Here is a 19217-nt window from a genome sequence, read left to right as displayed (position 1 = left end):
CGTGAGTCTGAAAGGTGCCCTGCTGGTTGCGGGGACGACGTCGGATGCTGGTAAGAGCGTGTTGGTTGCCGGTCTGTGTCGCATGTTGGCGAGACGGGGCGTGCGGGTGGCTCCGTTCAAGGCGCAGAACATGTCCAACAATTCGGTGGTCACGCTCGACGGCGGTGAGATCGGTCGGGCGCAGGCGATGCAGGCGGCGGCCTGCGGCCTCGAGCCGAGTGTCCGCTTCAATCCGGTGTTGCTCAAACCAGGAAGCGACCGGGCCTCGCAGTTGGTGGTGCGCGGGCGCGCGGTGGCGCAAGTGAGTGCGAGCAACTACATCGAGCATCGGACAGCGCTGCGAACCGTGGTGGCCGACGAGCTGGCCTCTCTGCGTGCAGAATTCGATGTGGTGATCTGCGAAGGAGCGGGTTCGCCCGCCGAGATCAATCTGCGTGCAACCGATTTGGCCAATATGGGACTGGCGACGGCGGCTGCTCTGCCGGTGATCGTGGTGGGCGACATCGACCGCGGGGGAGTGCTCGCCCACCTGTTCGGCACTGTTGCCGTCCTGTCTCCGGAAGATCAGGCGCTCGTCGCGGGATTCGTGATCAACAAGTTTCGAGGCGATCCGGCGCTGTTGGCACCTGGTCTCGATCAGATGCGTGCACTGACCGGGCGGCCGACCTATGGAGTCGTCCCGTTCGCGGACGGATTGTGGATGGATGCGGAGGATTCCCTCGGTACGGTTGCCGACGCTCCGGTGGGCAGGCCGCGTCCTCCCGTCGGGTCCCAGTGGCTACGGGTGGCAGCGGTGCGGTTGCCGAGAATCTCCAATACGACCGATGTCGAGGCGCTGGCGTGCGAGCCCGGAGTGTCGGTGCACTGGGTCACCGAGCCCTCTCGGCTCGACGATTTGGATCTGGTGGTCGTCCCCGGCAGCAAGTCCACGGTGTCGGATCTGGAGTGGTTGCGGCGCAGCGGTCTTGCTCGTGCCATTTCCGAGCGCGCCGCCGCGGGTCGGCCGGTTCTGGGTATCTGCGGCGGATACCAGATGCTCGGTCGAACCATCTCGGACGCGGTGGAGTCGGGTGTCGGTGTCGTCGAGGGGCTGGGTCTGCTCGATCTCGATATCGAGTTCGCAGCCGACAAGGTACTCGCGCAGGTGACGGGTCGGGCACAGCGGTTCGGCGCACATTCTTTGTCCGGGTACGAGATTCATCATGGACGAGTTGTTCGTAGCGGGGACGATGCACTGCTGACTGCAGCGTCGGGTGTTCGCGAGGGCAGTGTGCGTGGCAGCGTCGTCGGAACTCACTGGCACGGCCTTCTCGAATCCGACGATTTCAGGCGATCCTTCCTTGCCTGGGTGGCGGCGAAGTCGGGTCGCGAGGGATTTCTGGTGGCCCCTGCTACGTCGGTCGCGGCACTGCGGGAGCAGCAGTTGGACCTGCTGGCCGATCTGGTGGAAGACAACCTCGACGTCGACGCCGTACTCGATCTCATCGAGCACGGCGTCGATCCTGCGTTGAAAAAGATTGTCACGCAGTTGCTTTGAGAAGTCCGACCCAGCTGGCTGCGGACAGCACCGCGGTGATGATCAAGGGGATGATCACGAGCAGCAGGATGCGTGGGGTGTCGGTGAAGAAGCTTCCGACGTTGGGCCACCAGTTCTGCCAGGTCACGAGTACAGAGCCGCCGCCGAAGAGCACGAGCGCACCGAGTCCGAGGGTGAACAGGCCATTGGTGCGGTAGCGCCGGTAGACGACGCCGATGAATGCGCCGATCCCGCCGATCAACAGCAATCCGGTCACCAGAGTTGCCCACTGTAGAACTTCGTTGTCGGTCGCATAGCGGGCGAGGCCGAACATGCGAAGCTTCTTCCCGAAGCCTCCCGTCGCGGCCTCGACTACCGACAACAGGTACACGATGGTGCCGATCGCGAACGATTGCGTGACGCCCACGAGGGCTGTGGCACTGAGGAATTCGCGCCGCGTGACACTCAGGACGAGCGCGTACGGAAAGCATTGTGTGATAGCGGTGATATAGAACGCGATCCCGAATCCGTACACGGAAAACACTCCACCGGTGAAGGTGAACTCGGATTCGTTCACGGGAACCACGAGGAAGATGCCGTACGTGATCACGAAGACGACCGCGAGAATTCCCAGTGGCCACGCGAATGTGGTTGCCCAGGAGGTGTTGTGGATTCGAGCGACGTTCAGTATTCGTTTCATGACGCTGCCTCCTCGATTGCGACATTGGTGCGTTCGATGATCAACTGCTGCAATGGAATTGCTTCGATAGTGAGCCCCGCTGCGGCACCGTCCGACTTCTGACTGTCGGTGAGTCGGCCGTCGATCGTCGCCCGCGCGCTGGCGCCGAGGCTGGTTCGGTGCAGAGTTCTGTGTCCCGAGATGAACGAGTCGACCGCCTTGGCGGGACCGGTGATCTCGAATGCGCCCTCGCGCAGCGCATCCGAGTCGGCGTCGAGCACGATCCTGCCCTTGTCGATGAGGATCACGTGTTCGATCAGATCACTGACCTCGTCGATCAAATGGGTGGATAGGATCACTGTCCTGGGATTCTCGGCGTAGTCGGCCAGCAATCTGTCGTAGAACATGTGACGCGAGACCGCGTCCAGTCCCAAGTAGGGCTCGTCGAAAAAGGTCAGTGGTGCACGCGACGCGAGTCCGATGACGATTCCGAGAGCCGACGTCATTCCTCGCGAGAGCTTCTTGATCTTGCGGCCGAGGGGCAGGTCGAAGTCCCGCAGTAATTCGGCCGCGAAGTCGTCGTCCCAGTGCGGAAGAATGTGGGATGCCTGCGAGATGGCGTTCTTCACCTTCAGATCGTCCGGATACTTCTGGCTTTCCTTGACGAAGCACACGTGACTCAGGGCATGTGGGTTCTCCCACGGCCGCTGTCCGAGTACCGACACTTCGCCGGCGCTCTGGCGCATCTGCGCGGTCATCATCTGCATGACGGTGGTCTTGCCCGCGCCGTTGCGGCCGAGAAAGCCGTAGATCTTGTTCCGTTCGATCTCGAAACTGACATCGTCGACAGCGGTGAACGTGCCGAACTTCTTGGTCAGGTGAGTGGCCGACGCGGCGATGGTGCCGGGTTCGCCGATCGAGCCGAGAGTGTGGACGCTCATCGTGCTGCCTCCCAGTTGTCGAGCATGGTCTTGAGTTCGTCGACGGTCATGCCGAGCTTGCGTGCCTCGGTGACCAACGGATCGATGTACTGACGGGCGAAGAGGTCGCGGCGACGGAACCGGAGAGCGTCGCGAGCCCCTGTGGTGACGAACATGCCGATTCCTCGCTTCTTGTAGACGATGCCGTCGGCGACGAGTTTGGCGAGCCCCTTGCCCGCGGTTGCCGGATTGATTCGATGGAACGCGGCGAGCTCGTTCGTCGAAGGGACCTGCTCTTCCTCGGCCAACGATCCGTCGATGATGGAGTTCTCGACGAGCTCGGCGATCTGCAAGAAGATCGGCCTGCCCTCGTCCATCAGAACTGCCGCCGATGCGTGGAGGTTGCTTGCCTCACTGGTTCATTACTCATGTAACTAACCATAGAACCGATGCGGAGCATGCGCAAGAGGCAGTACCGTCGTCGTCATGGAGTTCACGCATGTGAGTGCTGCGGGCGGGCAATGTTCGGTGCGAGTGGCGGGCCCCGACAGCAGGCACGCCGTCCTGTTGCTTCCCGACGCAGGTGATCCGGTGGATGTGTACGACGCAGTCAGTGAACGGCTGCACAACTCGGATCTGAAAACCGTTGCGCTGGAAAGCATCGACGGCGTCACCGACGACGCCATCCTGGCTGTTCTCGACGAGCTGAAGCTCTCGTGGGTGCACCTCGTCGGCAGCGGCGCGGGCGCAGAACCTGCGTGGACGCTGGCCGCGAAAACCTTCGGACGGTTTGCCAGCCTGATCGCGGTGAACCGTTGCCACCCCGCAATCGCGGACGAGCAGGGCACCGTCCGCGCGGCGGATTGCCCCCCTGTCGAGCTACCGACGACATTGGTCGTCGGGTCCTCGTTGGGTCGCGCATCCGCCGACGCGAGTGGCCGGTTCGTCTACTCGGATTTCCGAGTGGTTCAGCTCGACGGTGCCCGGAACATCCCCGTCGACGCATCGGCCGAGCTGGCCACCGAGATCGTGCTCCGCACCAGTCCCTGGTAAACGGTCGAAATTACAGTTCGAGACCGAGCAGAGCGTTCTCGACCACCTCGGGCAGTCCTGGATGAATCCAGTACTGGCCCCGAGCCATGTCCTGGGCAGACAACCCGAAGCTCATGGCCTGGATGAGTGGCTGAATCACCGTGGGTGCCTGTGCGCCGATGATGTGAGCTCCGAGGATCTTGCCGGTCCCCTTTTCGGCAATGATCTTGCACAGACCTTCGCTGTCCTCCATCGCCCAGCCGTAGGCGACGTCGCCGTAGTTCTGCACTTTGACCGTGATGTCCAACCCCGCGTCGCGGGCTTGTTCCTCGGTCATGCCCACCTCGGCGATCTGCGGATCTGTGAACACGGCCGCAGGAACGAACCGATGGTCGTACTCGCGCAGTGTCGAGGTGTCGCCGTGCCACGCGTCCTGCAGCAGGTTGTACTGCACGGCCCGAGCTTCCTGGTTGGCCACGTGCTTGAGCTGGTAAGGGGACGAGACGTCGCCGAGTGCGAACACTCCCTCGGCCGTGGTGCGGCCGAATTCGTCCACCACGATGCGGCCCTCGTCATCGAGCTCGATGCCTGCCGTGCCCAGATCGAGTCTGTCTCCGTTCGGTTCCCGGCCCACGGCGACGAGAAACGCGTCGCCCAGGACCTTGGTGCCGTCGGCCAGTTCGACGCCGTGCAGCGTCCCCTCGGTCACAGCACGGGTCTCGCCGGCGTCGAGATGGACGTCCCACTTGGCGCGCGCCAGTTCGGTGAAGCGCTTGGAGATATCGGCGTCGAGCGCGCGCAGGAGCCCGTCCTTCCTGGCGACGATCGAGACCTTGGACCCGAGGGCCGAGAACACGTGCGCGAATTCTGCTGCGATGTAACCGGATCCGAGAATCACCAGATGCTCGGGAAGCTCCGGCAGTCGCATCACGTCACTGTTGGTGTGATAGGAGACACCCGAATCGGCAATGGCCTGTGGCACCGTCGGACGTGACCCGGCCGCAATGACAACCTGGTCGGCGGTGATGACGGTGCCGGTGCCGGTGTCGATCGTGCGGGAGCCGACGAACGTCGCGTGTCCCTCGAACAACGTGACGTTGGGGCTGCCCTCGGCGCGGTATCGCTTACCGCCCTCGGAGATGGGGTCGATCCGTCCGAAGACGCGGTCGACGATGTCCCGCCAGCGCACCGCGTCGACGTGGGCGTCGACTCCGTACTTCGCGGAGTCTCGCACCGTCCGAGCGACTTCGGCTGCATAGACGAACATCTTGGTGGGGATGCACCCGACGTTGAGGCACGTGCCACCGAACGTGGAATTCTCCTCGAGCAGAGCGATCTTCTTGTCGTCGAAGCGTGAATCGGCGATCGAGTTTCCCGATCCGGAGCCGATGATCGCGATGTCGAAATGCTCGGTCATGAAATGTGCCCGCTCTCGCTGTGGTCCTTGCCCGACGCATGGTCGGTGCTCTCTCCTCGGTGCAACCACTCGAGCCATTCGTCCATTTCCTCGAATGCCCGTACCCGTGGGCCCTCGGTGGACAGAAACACGTCGTGGCGGGCTCCCTCGATGGGCACGATCGTCGTACGGTCGCCCAGGCAACCGGCCCACCGCGCGATCTGTCGAACGTCCAGAACGGCATCCGCGGCGTCGACGGCCGAGCTGTAACGGCGGGAGAAGTGCGTCACCTTCGACCGAAGAATCAGCGAGGGAATGCCGATGTCGAGGCCCCGGTGCAGCTCGGCGTGTCCGTGGCGGACAGCGCGAATCCACCCGAAGGTGATGGGAAAGCCCGCGAGCGGTTTCCAGTCGAGGTCGTAGTCCCATTCGCCGTTCTCCGACGCAGCGAGCGACAGCCCGTATGTGTCGAGCCCGCTACCGGGGACCTGCGTCTTGGATCGGAATCGGCCGATCACATCGATCGCTGCGGTGCCGACACTGCGAATGGCGGGTGGGCCCTGCAGGTCGAACCACGGGCTGTTGAGAACGACTCCTGCCAAGCCCAATCCGGCCGACCCGCCTTCCTGACGGTTGAGGCGGTTCAGCCACAGGGGGAGAACGAGGCCGCCCGTGGAGTGCGCCATCAGCAGCACCGAGGCGTCCGCGCGCTCGGCTCGTACCAGGCTCAGTGCTTCGTTCAACTCGGCGTCGTACATCGCCAGATCGGTCACGAAATGCGCAGTCTGGCCCTCGCGGCGCGAACGCCCGCACTTACGCAGGTCGAGGGCGTAGAACGCGTATCCCTTCGCCGCGAAGTGCTCGGCGATGTGTCGCTGGAAGAAGTAGTCGGTGAAACCGTGAACGTAGATCACCGCACGCTCGAAGTTCGAGGCACCGGACGGTTGATACCGCACCAGAGTGGCCTCGACCTGCCCCTCTCCGTCCGGATCGTCACCGAGTGGAATGGTCGTCTGTTCGTAGCCGTCGCCGAGGACGTCGGGCACCCAGGTAGTCACAGATCACAACTGTAGTGGGCGCCGTGAGCGGCGTCCGAGGAGCACAATCGAGAGCAGGTTGACGTGGTGTCCGATGGGGTAGGCCCAGCTAGTAACCTGACCGCATCGGGTGAATAGCCCTCTACAGCAGAGTTCTCCGGTCGAGACCTCCACAGACAAGGAAGTCGATTCTCCAGTGTCCAAAGAAGAGCAGGGTAAGCGGATCAAGACCGACGTCGTTCTGGTCGGTGCCGGAATCATGAGCGCCACCCTCGGTGCGCTGCTCCGTCAGCTCGAGCCGAACTGGTCGATCGACGTCTACGAGCGCCTCGATGCTGCCGCGGCCGAGAGCAGCGACGCGTGGAACAACGCGGGTACCGGCCACTCGGCACTGTGCGAGTTGAACTACACGCCGCAGAACAAGGACGGCAGCGTCGACATCGCCAAGGCGCTCAACGTCAACGAGCAGTTTCAGGTCTCGCGTCAGTTCTGGGCCCACGGTATCGAGACCGGCGTGCTCTCCGACGCCAAGAACTTCATCAACCCCATTCCGCACGTGAGCTTCGTGCACGGAGCAGACAACGCGAAGTACCTGCGCGCGCGGTACGAGGCGCTCGTCGGCAACCCGCTGTTCGCCGGAATGGAGTTCATCGATTCCAAGGACGAGTTCTCGGCGCGACTGCCGTTGATGGCGAAGGGCCGCGACTTCTCCGATCCGGTAGCGCTGAACTGGAGCCAGGAGGGCACCGACGTCGACTTCGGCGCACTTACCAAGCAGCTGCTCAACTACCTCTCGTCCGCGGGCGGCACCGTGCACTTCGGCCACGATGTGCGCAACATCACCAAGCAGTCCGACGGCACGTGGGACGTCAAGGTCGCAAACCAGCGGACCGGAGCCAAGAAGACCGTCAACGCCAAGTTCGTGTTCGTCGGCGCAGGCGGCGGAGCACTGCACCTGCTGCAGAAGTCCGGCATCGCGGAGATCAAGGGATTCGGCGGCTTCCCGGTCAGCGGCGAGTGGCTGCGGTGCACCAACCCCGAACTGATCGAGCAGCATTCGGCCAAGGTGTACGGCAAGGCCTCGGTGGGCGCGCCTCCCATGTCCGTGCCGCACCTCGACACTCGGGTGATCAACGGTGAGCAGGGTCTGCTGTTCGGCCCGTACGCCGGCTGGTCGCCCAAGTTCCTCAAGCAGGGCAAGATCACCGACCTGCCCGGCTCGGTCAAGCCCGGCAACCTGATGTCTATGCTCGGCGTCGGTGTGACCGAACTCGGGCTCGTCAAGTACCTCGTCAGCGAGCTGGCGCAGTCGCAGGCGGATCGGGTGGAGACTCTGCGAGAGTTCGCCCCCTCGGTCATCGGTAAGGACTGGGAGCTCGTCACCGCAGGTCAGCGAGTGCAGGTCATCCGTAAGAAGGGCCGCGGCGGTGTGCTCGAGTTCGGCACCGCTGTGGTCAACGCTGCGGACGGCACGATTGCCGGATTGCTCGGCGCCTCGCCCGGTGCGTCCACCGCCGTCCCGGCCATGCTGGACGTGCTCCAGCGGTGCTTCGGCGACAAGTACGACGCGTGGCAGCCCAAGCTCAAGGAAATGGTCCCGTCGCTGGGGGTCAAGTTGGCCCAGAACAGCTCGTTGTTCGACGAGGTCTGGGCCTGGACCTCGAAGACACTGGAGCTGGAAAACTCGCGTGAGCTCGCACAGCCCACGGGTGTGTGATAGCAAAAGGTATGAATACGCAAGCAGCAGCTCTCAAACGATCATGGGCACTAGACCTGTCCAACAACACGTTGTACGACCTGTTGAAGCTGCGTGTCGAGGTGTTCGTGGTCGAGCAGGCATGTGCTTATCCGGAGTTGGACGGGCGTGACCTGCTGACCGAGACGCGACACTTCTGGCTCGAACGGGACGGCGAGGTGGTGTGCACCCTCCGTCTGCTCGAGGAGCACGACGACGGGGAGAAGGCGTTCCGCATCGGTCGCCTCTGCACCCAGCGCTCGGCCCGAGGGCAGGGCCACACCACGCGGATCCTGCGGGCCGCGCTGGCCGAGGTCGGCTCCGCGCCGTGCCGCATCAATGCTCAGAGCTACCTCGTCGACATGTATGCCAAGCACGGCTTCCTGCCCGACGGTGAGGAAGTTCTCGAGGACGGTATTCCGCACACCCCGATGCGTCGTGGCGGCGGCACCGCCTGGAGCGAGGCCTGACCTTCCGCAGTACTCGATAATCGGTGAGGTCGTTCCGCAGGCTCCACTCCCGGAACGAATGCCACACACGGACCTACCGTGTGTGGCATTCGTTCGTTCGGCGGTAGTGTTCCGTTCGAAGTCGGTTGCGGAGAAGTCCTGTACGAATCAGGCGCGGTCCCGCCACTGTGTTCAGGAGTTTCTTCGCATAAGCAGATTCTCCTGTCAGCCAGATCGCCGCCCGGCTTCGCGTTTTTTTACCGAACGCCCGGCGCGGAACTCCGGGCACGAAGGGACATAGCTGTGCAGCAAGGTGGAAGTGTTCCCGAACCGGGATATCCGTTCAGTGCGATCGTCGGTCAGGACCAACTGCGCCTGTCGTTGATTCTGTGCGCCGTGCATCCCGGCATCGGCGGTGTGCTGGTCCGCGGAGAGAAGGGCACCGCCAAATCGACGGTGGTGCGTGCGCTCGCGACGCTGCTGCCGGCAGTGGACGACGAGGACGGATCCCGACCGGCAAAGCTCGTCGAGCTTCCGGTGGGAGCCACCGAGGATCGAGTGGTCGGGTCCATCGACCTCGAGAAGGTGCTGCGTGACGGCGAACGCGCCTTCCAGCCCGGCCTGCTCGCAGCTGCGCACCGCGGAGTTCTCTACGTCGACGAAGTGAATCTGCTGCACGATCATCTGGTCGACGTACTGCTCGACGCGGCCGCAATGGGCCGCGTACACGTCGAGCGCGACGGTGTATCACATTCGCACCCAGCACAATTCGTCTTGGTCGGCACGATGAACCCCGAGGAGGGTGAGCTGCGACCGCAGCTGCTCGACCGGTTCGGTCTCGCAGTGGACGTGACGGCCTCGCGCGATGTGGATGTTCGGATGAACGTCGTCCGCCGCCGGATGAACTACGAGCGCGATCCGCACGCGTTCGCCGCCCAATTTCGCGACGACGACATCGCGGTGGCCGAGCAGATTCTGGCCGCCCGGAAGATCCTCGACGATGTGGAGTTGAGCGACAAGGAACTTCGGCGCATCGCCGCGTTGTGCGCGTCGTTCGACGTCGACGGCATGCGCGCCGATCTGGTGCTGGCACGCACTGCGTCCGCCCACGCCGCGTGGCGGGGCGCGAGCGAGGTGGCAGAGGAAGACGTGCGGGTCGCTGTGGAACTGGCGCTACCGCATCGGCGTCGACGCGACCCGTTCGACGAGCCGGGCATCGACGACAAGCAGTTGGACGACGCCATGCGCGACGCCGCGGAACAGGCAGAGCAGCAACCGGATCCAGATCCCGACCCGACGCCCGACGGCGACGGGGGAGCGCCGGTGCCGGACGGTGCCGAAGGGACCGAGCGTTCGGAGTCGTCCCCGTCGTCGCCCGACACCGAGACCTCGGGCACCCCTGAGCCACAGCCCTCTGGAACGGGCAAGAACAAGCAGGCAGGAACTCCGGGTGCCCAGTTCAAGGCCCGGCTGCTCGAGGTTCCCGGAGTAGGAGAGGGCGCGCCGGGTCGACGCTCGCGGTCACGCTCCTCGCACGGACGGTCGGTGCGGCCCACTGTCGAGCGAGGCAAAGGCCTGCATCTGATCGGCACGTTGTTCGCCGCCGCCGAGCATCAGGTCGTCCGCGGCCGTACCTCCGGCCGGCTGAAGCTCGAGCCTGCGGATCTTCGGGGCGCGATCAAGGAGGGGCGCGAGGGCAACTTGATCGTCTTCGTCGTCGATGCCTCGGGATCGATGGCTGCACGAGATCGACTCTCGGCGGTGACCGGTGCGGTGCTGTCACTGTTGCGCGATGCGTATCAACGCCGTGACAAGGTCGCCGTCATCACCGTGCGCGGCAAGGAAGCCGAGACGGTATTGCCGCCCACGTCTTCGGTGGATGTGGCCGTGACGCGGTTGCGCAACATGAAGACCGGTGGTCGGTCTCCGTTGGCGCAGGGATTTCTGAAAGCGCGGGATCTGGTTCTGCGAGAACGGGTTCGAGACCCGCTGCGCCGCGCACTGGTGGTTGCGCTGACCGACGGCCGAGCAACCGGAGGTACCGACCCTGTCGGCCGAGCGCGCATTGCCGCAGGACGTATCGCGTCGGACAAGATCGCCTCGGTCGTCGTCGACTGCGAATCGGGAATGGTCCGTCTCGGCCTGGCCGCCGATTTCGCAGCCCGTCTCGGTGGTGGCTACGTGGCGCTGGAGGATCTGTCGGCCGAACAGGTCACCGCCGTCGTCCGCGCAGCGGCGTAGGGGCGCGCGATGCCTCAGGGTGTACCCGCTCCCGGCACCGTTCCGCAGGACGGCCTCACGACGCGTCAGCGCCGCAATCTGCCCGTCCTCGCCGTTCATACCGGCCCGGGCAAGGGGAAATCGACCGCTGCGTTCGGCATGGCGTTGCGGGCGTGGAACCAAGGGTTCGACGTCGGAGTGTTCCAGTTCGTCAAGAGTGCCAAGTGGAAAGTCGGCGAGGAAGCGGCGTTCAGAACTCTCGGCGACCTGCACGAGAGCACCGGTGTCGGCGGAGCCGTCGAGTGGCACAAGATGGGCGAGGGCTGGTCGTGGACTCGCAAGAAGGGCAGCGACGTCGACCACGCCGAGGCGGCAGCAGAGGGCTGGCGGGAGATCGCCCGGCGGATGGAGCAGGAGTCACACCGCTTCTACGTGTTGGACGAGTTCACCTACCCGCTCAAGTGGGGTTGGGTCGATGTCGCGGAGGTGGTCGAGGTTCTGACCCATCGACCGGGCAACCAACACGTCGTCATCACCGGACGGGATGCGCCCCGTGAGCTGATCGAGGCCGCGGATCTCGTCACCGAGATGGCCAAGGTCAAGCACCCGATGGATGCCGGCCGCAAAGGACAGCGAGGCATCGAATGGTGACTCCGTCGTGCCCCGCCGTGGTCATTGCGGCCCCCGCTTCGGGCAGCGGAAAGACGACGGTGGCCACCGGGCTGATGGGCGCACTACGTGCTGCCGGCCGAAAGGTCGCACCGTTCAAGGTGGGTCCGGATTACATCGACCCCGGCTATCACGGTCTGGCGGCCGGGCTGCCCGGACGCAATCTCGATGCGGTCATGGTGGGTGCCGATCGAATCGGGCCTCTCTTTCGGCACGGCAGCCGGGGCTGCGACATCGCGGTCGTCGAAGGAGTCATGGGACTGTTCGACGGCAAGATCGACATGACCGGCCCCGGGGAGGCGTCCGCCGAGGGATCGACCGCACGGGTGGCGGCAATGCTCGGTGCCCCGGTCATTCTTGTGGTCGATGCCCGCGGCCACAGTCAGTCGCTCGCGGCTGTGCTGCACGGGTTCTCGACGTTCGACCCCAGCGTCCGCATCGGCGGGGTGATCCTCAACCGGGTCGGCAGCGAACGCCACGAGGATGTGCTGCGTCGAGCGTGTGAGCGGGTGGGTGTGCCGGTGCTCGGCGCGTTGCCGAGAATGAGCGAATTGGTTGTGCCATCACGACATCTGGGCCTGATAACCGCCGTCGAACACGGTGGTGCCGCCACCGATGCGGTCGACGCGATGAGCGCGCTGGTGGCGCAGTTCGTCGATGTAGAGGCAGTGAGCGCCTTGGCTCGCTCGTCGATACTCGCGCCGGAGTGGGATCCGGTAGACGAGGTTCGTAGGTCCGAAGGATCGCCGGTCGTCGCGGTGGCAGGTGGTCCAGCATTCACCTTCGGCTACACCGAGCATGTGGAACTTCTGCGCGCAGCCGGGGCCGACGTCGCTGTGTTCGACCCACTTCGCGACGGATTGCCCACCGGTACAGCAGCAGTCGTGCTGCCCGGTGGATTCCCGGAGGAACACGCTGCCGCGCTGGCAGCGAACGAACTGTTGCTGACCGACATCAGGACGGCCGCGGCCAGGGGTCTGCCCGTTCACGCAGAATGCGCCGGATTGCTCTATCTGGCCACACAATTGGACGGTCATGCAATGGCAGGCGTCATCGACGTCGACGCGGAATTCGGGAACACGCTCACTCTCGGGTATCGAGACGCGGTCGCCCTCGAGGCGTCGTCTCTGTTCGACGCGGGAACCCGTGTCACCGGCCACGAGTTCCATCGCACGAAGCTCGTCGCAGTGCGCGAGCCCGCCCCGGCGGCCTGGGGTTGGCATCGGCAGCGACCGGACGGCAGAACCGCCGCTCGCGAAGGCTTCGTCCGCGGCGGAGTGCACGCGTCCTACCTGCACACACACGCTGCGGGCAATCCCGAGTCCATCACTCGATTCGTTTCCGCCGCAGTCGATTACGCGCGCGTCTAGGGCTCGTCGACGATGCGGGTCGTGGTCGGAATCGGTGCCCGGTCGGGTGTTGGGGCCGACGAGATCGTGCGCGTGATCTCGACCGTCCTGCAACCGAATTGGCGCGTCGAGGCCATCGCCTCGATCGACCGGAAAGCGGATCTGGTGGCGGCGGTGGCGTCGAGCATGGGGGTTCGGGGGGTGACCTACTCGGCCGATGAACTGTCGACCGTCGTCACGCCCACCGTGTCGGTCCGAGTGCTGCGTGCCGTCGGAAGTGCCAGCGTCGCCGAAGCAGCGGCACTGCTGGCCGGCGGTTCGACGGAGTTGACGGTACCCAGGTTCGGTCTGGACGGTGTCACCGTTGCCGTTGTCGAGCTCTGCCTTGACGGTGGACAGGGGGGTCGGGCCATCCTGTAGGTATGACCGAGACGATGAAAGCCGTTGCCTACACCCGCTCGCTCCCGATCGACGATCCCGCCAGCCTCACCGATGTGGTTGTCGACGTGCCGAGCGTGCGACCGAGGGACATATTGGTAGATGTCAGAGCCGTGTCGGTGAACCCGGTGGACGTCAAGGTCCGCGCAGGCAACGACCCGCACGGCGAACCGAAAGTCCTCGGGTTCGACGCGGCCGGTGTTGTGCGTGCCGTCGGTGCCGACGTCTCACTGTTCACCCCGGGCGACGAGGTCTACTACGCGGGCGACCTCGGCAGACCCGGGACCGACTCGGAGTTGCATGCGGTGGACGAACGGATCGTGGCGAAGAAGCCGACCACTCTCGATTTCGCAGAGGCCGCGGCGTTGCCACTCACTGCGATCACTGCCTGGGAAGGATTGTTCGACAAACTCCGCATCACTGCCGAGTCCACCGGCACGTTGCTGATGGTGGGGGCCACCGGTGGCGTCGGATCTCTGGTGCTGCAATTTCTTCGGGTTCTCGCTCCCCGAGTGAGGGTGATCGCGACAGCAGCGGACGAGGATGCGGAGAAGTGGGTCCGTTCTCTCGGCGCAGCCGAGGTGGTGAACCATCGGCGCGATCTTCGGGGCGACGTACGTCGAGTCGCTCCGGACGGCATCGACTACGTGTTCACTGCTCATTCCTCCGGCCAGGTCGAGATCTATGCGGACCTGTTGACGCCGTTCGGCCAGATTGTGGCAATCGACGATCCCGAGACCCTCGATGTTCTCCCGCTCAAGACGAAGGCGATCTCGTGGCACTGGGAGTTCATGTTCGCGCGTCCGATGCACGACGCTTCGGATCTTGTTCGCCAGCACGAGTTGTTGACCAGGGTGGCCGAGCTCGTCGACGCGGGTGCGGTGCGGACAACCGTCACGACTGTCCTCTCTCCTATCGATGCCGAGCAGCTGCGCGAAGCGCATCGGTTGGTCGAGACCGGGCACGTACGGGGAAAGGTCGTGGTGGCGGCCCGCTCGTGAGGACCGATCCGCGCCACTGACTGGCGAAAGCGGGCCGACGCAGGCAATGTGGATCCAATGACTTCCGACAGCCTTGTCCTGCTCGGCCCGATCGTCCGGTACGTCGGCACCGAGACCGCGACCCTGTGGTTCGAGATGGCCGAAGCGTCGACCGTAACGGTCGTCACCGATGCCGGCGTCCGCGCGGCGGAACGCACGTGGGGTGTCCACGGCCACCACTACGCGCTGGTTCCACTCGAAGGCCTGCCCGCCAATTCCGCGGTCTATTACGAGGTGTTCGTCGATGAGCGCAAGGTCTGGCCGCGTGAAGGCCATACTGCGGCCATCCACACTGTCGACGCCCAGGGACCCGTCACATTGGCCTTCGGATCGTGCCGGCGAGGTGACAACTACAGCGAGGAATCTCTGAAGCAGATCGGAGCCGACGCGTTGGCCGGACTGGGCAACGCCTTGATCGAGGAGGATCCGAGTCGGTGGCCGCAGGCATTGCTGCTTCTCGGTGATCAGGTCTACGCCGACGACCCGTCGCCCGAGATCGTCGAACGGCTGCAGGCTCGGCGTCGATCCGGCGAGGGCCCGCGGAGTGCCGTCGGAACCGACGCGGAGAACGAGATCTGCGACTTCGAGGAGTACTCGTGGCTGTATAGGGAGTCGTGGGGACTGGAGCCGGTACGGACACTGATGGCGAGCATCCCGTCGTGCATGATCCTCGACGACCACGATCTGCGGGACGATTGGAATTCGTCCGCGTCCTGGCGTCGGGACATCGAAACTCGGCCGTGGTGGAACGATCGCGTGATCGGCGCGTACTCGTCGTACTGGGTGTACCAGCACCTGGGCAATCTGTCGCCGAAGGAATTGGCGCAGGACGAGATGTACGCCGCGGTCCGGTCCGCTGCTAGTGACGCGGATCGCGAGAAGTTGTTGGCCGACTTTGCATTACGGATCGACCGCAATCCCGAGACGGGGCGCTGGAGCTTCTACCGCGATTTCGGTGACACGCGTCTGATCATGATCGATTCGCGGTGCTCGCGAAATCTGGATCCGAACAACCGAGAGATGGTGGACGAGAAGGAGTGGGCGTGGGTACGCGAGCGCGCGCTCGAAGCCACTCCGCGACACCTGCTGTTCGGTTCTTCGCTGCCCTACCTCATGCTGCCCGCTCTGCACTACCTGGAACAGTGGAACGAGGCTGTGGCGCAGGGGAGTTGGGGTTCCATGCCGGCGAAGGTGGCCGAGAAGATGCGGATCGGCCTCGACCTCGAACACTGGGCGGCGTTCACCAATTCGTTCAACGACATGGCGGCGTTGACGCGTGAGCTCTCCCGCGGTGAGAACAAGCCTGCGTCCATCATGTGGCTGTCCGGCGACGTGCACTGCTCCTACGTGGCGAACGCGAACTTCGGTGTCGGTGGGCGAGATGTGCCTGCCACCTATCAACTGACCATGTCTCCGTTCCGCAATCCGCTCGATCTCCCTATCCGCGCGGTCAACAAGCTGGCCATCAAACGTCCAGCAGCTCGGATCCTGTCGAAACTCGCTCGAGCTGCGCACGTGGGCCCCTCGGGAGTCGAATGGGAAGCCGAGGCGGGACCGTGGTTCGACAACGGCGTCATGTTGCTGACCCTGCACGGTGATTCGGCGCGGTTGCAGGTGCGCCATGCTCACGTCGACGATGCCGGTGAGCAGGTTTTGACCGAGACATCGACCCTGGCCCTCGCCTAGAGAAGACTTGGCCCTCGCCTGAAGATAGAGACGGGCGCAGTGGTAAACGATTGGCCATCGCGGTGCCGATGAGGTTGGCTGGTTCGTTGTGGCCCACCTCGAACTCAACGACATCGTGTATTTCCTGCCCGACGGCAGGCAGCTGTTGAACGGAGTCGGATTTCGAGTGGGCGACGGTGCCAAGACGGCGTTGATCGGCCCGAACGGAACCGGCAAGACGACGCTGACGCGGATCATCGCCGGCGACGAGATCGCCGACGAGGGTTCGGTGTCGAGTTCCGGCTCGCTCGGTGTGATGCGACAGTTCGTCGGTCAGTTGCGCGACGACTCGACCGTGCGCGACCTGCTGCTCTCGGTTGCGTCGCCGGCCGTCCGCGTGGCGGCTGCGGCACTCGACGACGCCGAGAACACGATGATCGAGATCGACGACGCCGAGAACACGATGATCGAGATCGACGACGAGAAGACCCAGATGAAGTACGCCCAGGCACTGTCGGATTGGGGTGACGTCGGCGGTTACGATCTCGAGCCGTTCTGGGACAAGGTCACCACCGCCGCACTTGGCATGCCGTTCGACCGGGCCAAGTGGCGTGCCGCATCGACGCTCAGTGGTGGTGAACAGAAGCGCCTGGTGCTCGAAGCACTCTTCGCCGGGCCCGACAACCTGTTGCTGCTCGACGAGCCGGACAACTACCTCGACGTGCCGGGCAAGCGTTGGCTCGAGGCGACCATTCGCGACTCGGACAAGTCGGTGCTGTTCATCAGCCACGATCGTGAGCTGATCGCCAACGCTGCGAATCGGATCGTCACCCTCGAACCGGGAGTGAGCGGTGCTACGTCCTGGGTGCACGGTGGGGGATTCGCGACCTATCACGCCGCCCGCGAGGACCGGAATGCTCGGCTCGACGAATTGCGGCGGCGGTGGGACGAGGAACTGGTCAAACTTCGTGCGCTGGTGTTGCGACTGCGTGAGAAGGCGAAGTTCAACGACGGGGTGGCCGCCCGATACCACGCGTCCCAGACCCGTTTGGCCAAGTTCGAGGAGGCCGGACCCCCGGAGGCGGTGCCGCTGAAGCAGCACGTCACCGTTCGACTACGAGGCGGTCGGACGGCCAAACGAGCGCTGGTGTGCACTGCTCTGGAACTGACCGGTCTGATGAAGCCCTTCGACACCGAAATCTGGTATGGAGACCGCGTTGCGGTGTTGGGGTCCAACGGTTCCGGCAAATCGCACTTTCTGCGGCTGCTCGCCAACGGTGGCACCGATCCGGAGAAGGAGCACGAGCCGGTCCAGGAACTGGCACTCGACCCGGTGCCCCATACCGGCACGGCGGTCCTCGGTGCGCGAGTGCGTCCGGGACTGTTCGCGCAGACCCACACTCGCCCGGACCTTGCGGGCAACACGTTGCTGGACATCTTGCACATGGGCAACGAACACCGTGACGGCATGGGCCGGGAGGCCGCGGGCCGGGCGTTGGACCGCTACGGTCTGGCCCGTGCTGCCGAGCAGTCCTACGACAATCTCTCGGGCGGTCAACAGGCCCGCGTGCAGATCCTGCTTCTCGAACTCTCGGGCGCAACGCTGTTGCTGTTGGACGAGCCGACCGACAACCTCGACCTCATGTCCGCCGATGCCCTGGAGGACGCGATCGCGGCGTTCGAAGGCACGGTGATCGCGGTCACTCACGACCGCTGGTTCGCCCGCAGTTTCGACCGATTTCTGGTGTTCGGCAGTACCGGGCAGGCTTACGAATCCGGTGAGCCCGTATGGGACGAAAAGCGAGTGCAGCGCGCGCGGTAGCGTTTCTTCCCGTGAACGCGACTGACTCTCCCTATCTGGTCGGCCTGAATCTGGACGGTCGACGCGTCGTCGTGGTCGGAGGCGGCACCGTCGCGCAGCGCCGATTGCCGCTGCTCATCTCCTCCGGCGCCGTGGTGCACGTGATCACTCGCGAGGCCACGCCTGCTGTCGAGGCAATGGCGACCGCGGGCCAGGTGACGCTCGAGTTGCGCGACTACCGCGAGGGTGACCTCGCCGACGCCTGGTACGCCATCGCCTGCACGGACGAGGCCGACACCAATGTCGCCATCGTCGCCGAGGCCACCGCGTCCAAGATCTTCTGCGTCCGAGCCGACATCGCCAAGGACGGAACGGCGGTCACTCCGGCCTCGGCCGAGTGGGACGGCCTGACCCTCGGTGTGCTCGCGGGCGGTGAGCATCGGCGGTCCGCGGCGGTGCGTAACGCGGTGATCGAGGCCCTGCAGTCCGGGGTCGTCGCCGACTCGGCCCACGCGCCGATGACCGGCGTCGCGCTGGTCGGTGGAGGCCCGGGCGACCCGGATCTCATCACTGTCCGGGGCCGCAGACTGCTTGCCTACGCGGACGTCGTGGTGGCAGATCGCCTTGCTCCCCCCGAGCTGCTCGCCGAACTGGGTCCGCATGTCGAGGTCATCGACGCCTCGAAGATTCCGTACGGCCGTGCCATGGCGCAGGAAGCGATCAATCGGGCATTGATCGACGGTGCGAAAGCGGGCAAGTTCGTCGTTCGGCTCAAGGGCGGCGACCCCTATGTGTTCGGCAGAGGATACGAGGAGCTCGAAGCGCTGGCTGCCGAGGGAATCCCGGTGACCGTGGTACCCGGCATCACCAGTGCCATCTCGGTGCCCTCGTCCGCAGGCATCCCGGTGACGCATCGCGCCGTCACCCACGAGTTCGTGGTCGTCAGCGGCCATGTTGCACCCGATCACCCCGATTCGCTGGTCGACTGGGACGCGCTCGCCAAGCTCAAGGGCACGATCGTGCTGCTGATGGCCGTCGAGCGGATCGGGAAGTTCGCCGAGGTGCTCGTCGCCGGTGGACGGCCGTCCGACACCCCGGTCATCGTTGTGCAGGAGGGCACCATGCGTACGCAGCGTGAAGTTCGGGCGGACCTGAGCACCGTTGCCGAGGCCGTTCGTGAAGCAGGGATCAGGCCTCCTGCCATCGTCGTTATCGGGACCGTTGCCGGTTTCTCCGTGAACGCCGGTAACGTGAACGCTCGTGCCTGAGTC

17 protein-coding genes and 1 riboswitch are annotated in these 19217 nt (G+C 64.6%); of the genes, 12 read left to right on the top strand and 5 right to left on the bottom strand.

What is annotated here, in order from left to right; genetic code table 11:
• The first annotated feature begins 7 nt into the window (after window positions 1-7).
• Entirely contained in the window at window positions 8-1537 is a 1530-nt protein-coding gene (locus tag CH294_RS24000) for a cobyric acid synthase (RefSeq protein ID WP_094739320.1), read from the top strand.
• On the opposite strand, the gene CH294_RS23995 is transcribed toward CH294_RS24000, so the two are convergent.
• Genes CH294_RS23995 through CH294_RS23985 form a run of 3 tightly spaced genes read right to left on the bottom strand, consistent with a single transcriptional unit; the run spans window position 1521 to window position 3495 of the window.
• Window positions 1521-2216 carry an ABC transporter permease gene (locus CH294_RS23995; RefSeq protein WP_094739237.1) on the bottom strand — a complete coding sequence of 232 codons (696 nt, stop codon included), beginning with the start codon at window positions 2214-2216 and terminating at the stop codon, window positions 1521-1523. The genes CH294_RS24000 and CH294_RS23995 overlap by 17 nt on opposite strands.
• Window positions 2213-3136 (bottom strand): ABC transporter ATP-binding protein, encoded by a 924-nt coding sequence (locus CH294_RS23990; RefSeq protein ID WP_094739236.1) that lies wholly within the window; start codon window positions 3134-3136, stop codon window positions 2213-2215. The genes CH294_RS23995 and CH294_RS23990 overlap by 4 nt, the downstream gene beginning before the upstream one ends.
• Complete coding sequence (locus CH294_RS23985; protein WP_170944856.1) at window positions 3133-3495, bottom strand: GntR family transcriptional regulator; 363 nt, start codon at window positions 3493-3495, stop codon at window positions 3133-3135. The genes CH294_RS23990 and CH294_RS23985 overlap by 4 nt, the downstream gene beginning before the upstream one ends.
• 106 nt (window positions 3496-3601) lie before the next feature.
• Here CH294_RS23985 and CH294_RS23980 point away from each other — a divergent pair, with 106 nt between their 5' ends.
• A complete protein-coding gene (locus tag CH294_RS23980; protein WP_094739234.1) occupies window positions 3602-4168 on the top strand; it encodes a hypothetical protein in 567 nt (188 codons plus the stop codon).
• A 10-nt stretch (window positions 4169-4178) separates the two neighbouring features.
• Here CH294_RS23980 and mtr read toward each other — a convergent pair whose 3' ends face one another.
• The gene (mtr, locus tag CH294_RS23975; RefSeq protein ID WP_094739233.1) at window positions 4179-5564 is read right to left on the bottom strand and encodes a mycothione reductase; all 1386 of its coding nucleotides are present in this window, start codon (window positions 5562-5564) and stop codon (window positions 4179-4181) included.
• On the bottom strand, window positions 5561-6601 hold the full coding sequence (locus CH294_RS23970; RefSeq protein WP_170944835.1) for an alpha/beta hydrolase: 1041 nt from the start codon (window positions 6599-6601) through the stop codon (window positions 5561-5563). The genes mtr and CH294_RS23970 overlap by 4 nt, the downstream gene beginning before the upstream one ends.
• A 175-nt stretch (window positions 6602-6776) precedes the next feature.
• On the opposite strand from CH294_RS23970, the gene mqo reads away from it, so the two are divergent.
• The 10 genes from mqo (at window position 6777) to cobA (ending at window position 19214) form a co-directional block, all read left to right on the top strand.
• A complete protein-coding gene (mqo, locus tag CH294_RS23965) occupies window positions 6777-8297 on the top strand; it encodes a malate dehydrogenase (quinone) (RefSeq protein ID WP_032403204.1) in 1521 nt (506 codons plus the stop codon).
• Window positions 8298-8308: 11 nt separating this feature from the next.
• Entirely contained in the window at window positions 8309-8785 is a 477-nt protein-coding gene (locus tag CH294_RS23960; protein WP_032377066.1) for a GNAT family N-acetyltransferase, read from the top strand.
• Between the two features lie 84 nt (window positions 8786-8869).
• A riboswitch (cobalamin riboswitch) is annotated at window positions 8870-9021 on the top strand.
• Between the two features lie 40 nt (window positions 9022-9061).
• Complete coding sequence (locus CH294_RS23955; RefSeq protein ID WP_094739318.1) at window positions 9062-11005, top strand: magnesium chelatase subunit D family protein; 1944 nt, start codon at window positions 9062-9064, stop codon at window positions 11003-11005.
• A gap of 9 nt (window positions 11006-11014) precedes the next feature.
• Window positions 11015-11635 carry a cob(I)yrinic acid a,c-diamide adenosyltransferase gene (gene cobO / locus CH294_RS23950; RefSeq protein WP_037151431.1) on the top strand — a complete coding sequence of 207 codons (621 nt, stop codon included), beginning with the start codon at window positions 11015-11017 and terminating at the stop codon, window positions 11633-11635.
• Window positions 11629-13023 carry a cobyrinate a,c-diamide synthase gene (locus CH294_RS23945; RefSeq protein WP_037151433.1) on the top strand — a complete coding sequence of 465 codons (1395 nt, stop codon included), beginning with the start codon at window positions 11629-11631 and terminating at the stop codon, window positions 13021-13023. Before cobO ends, CH294_RS23945 begins: the two co-directional genes overlap by 7 nt.
• A 21-nt stretch (window positions 13024-13044) precedes the next feature.
• Window positions 13045-13422, top strand: a complete 378-nt coding sequence (locus tag CH294_RS23940) for a cobalamin biosynthesis protein (RefSeq protein ID WP_170944834.1) — start codon at window positions 13045-13047, stop codon at window positions 13420-13422.
• Between the two features lie 2 nt (window positions 13423-13424).
• Window positions 13425-14441 carry a zinc-binding alcohol dehydrogenase family protein gene (locus tag CH294_RS23935; protein ID WP_094610539.1) on the top strand — a complete coding sequence of 339 codons (1017 nt, stop codon included), beginning with the start codon at window positions 13425-13427 and terminating at the stop codon, window positions 14439-14441.
• A 57-nt stretch (window positions 14442-14498) separates the two neighbouring features.
• Window positions 14499-16166, top strand: a complete 1668-nt coding sequence (locus tag CH294_RS23930; RefSeq protein WP_032403209.1) for an alkaline phosphatase D family protein — start codon at window positions 14499-14501, stop codon at window positions 16164-16166.
• A gap of 88 nt (window positions 16167-16254) precedes the next feature.
• Window positions 16255-17967 (top strand): ATP-binding cassette domain-containing protein, encoded by a 1713-nt coding sequence (locus CH294_RS23925; protein WP_094739232.1) that lies wholly within the window; start codon window positions 16255-16257, stop codon window positions 17965-17967.
• The gene (cobA, locus tag CH294_RS23920; RefSeq protein WP_052077627.1) at window positions 17934-19214 is read left to right on the top strand and encodes a uroporphyrinogen-III C-methyltransferase; all 1281 of its coding nucleotides are present in this window, start codon (window positions 17934-17936) and stop codon (window positions 19212-19214) included. Before CH294_RS23925 ends, cobA begins: the two co-directional genes overlap by 34 nt.
• Window positions 19215-19217: the final 3 nt, after the last annotated feature.

This window comes from Rhodococcus sp. 14-2483-1-1 (assembly GCF_002259335.1).
Classification (GTDB): Bacteria; Actinomycetota; Actinomycetes; order Mycobacteriales; family Mycobacteriaceae; genus Rhodococcoides.
The sequence above is the reverse complement of the archived record's forward strand: the minus strand, read 5'-3'. Positions and strand labels throughout refer to the sequence as shown.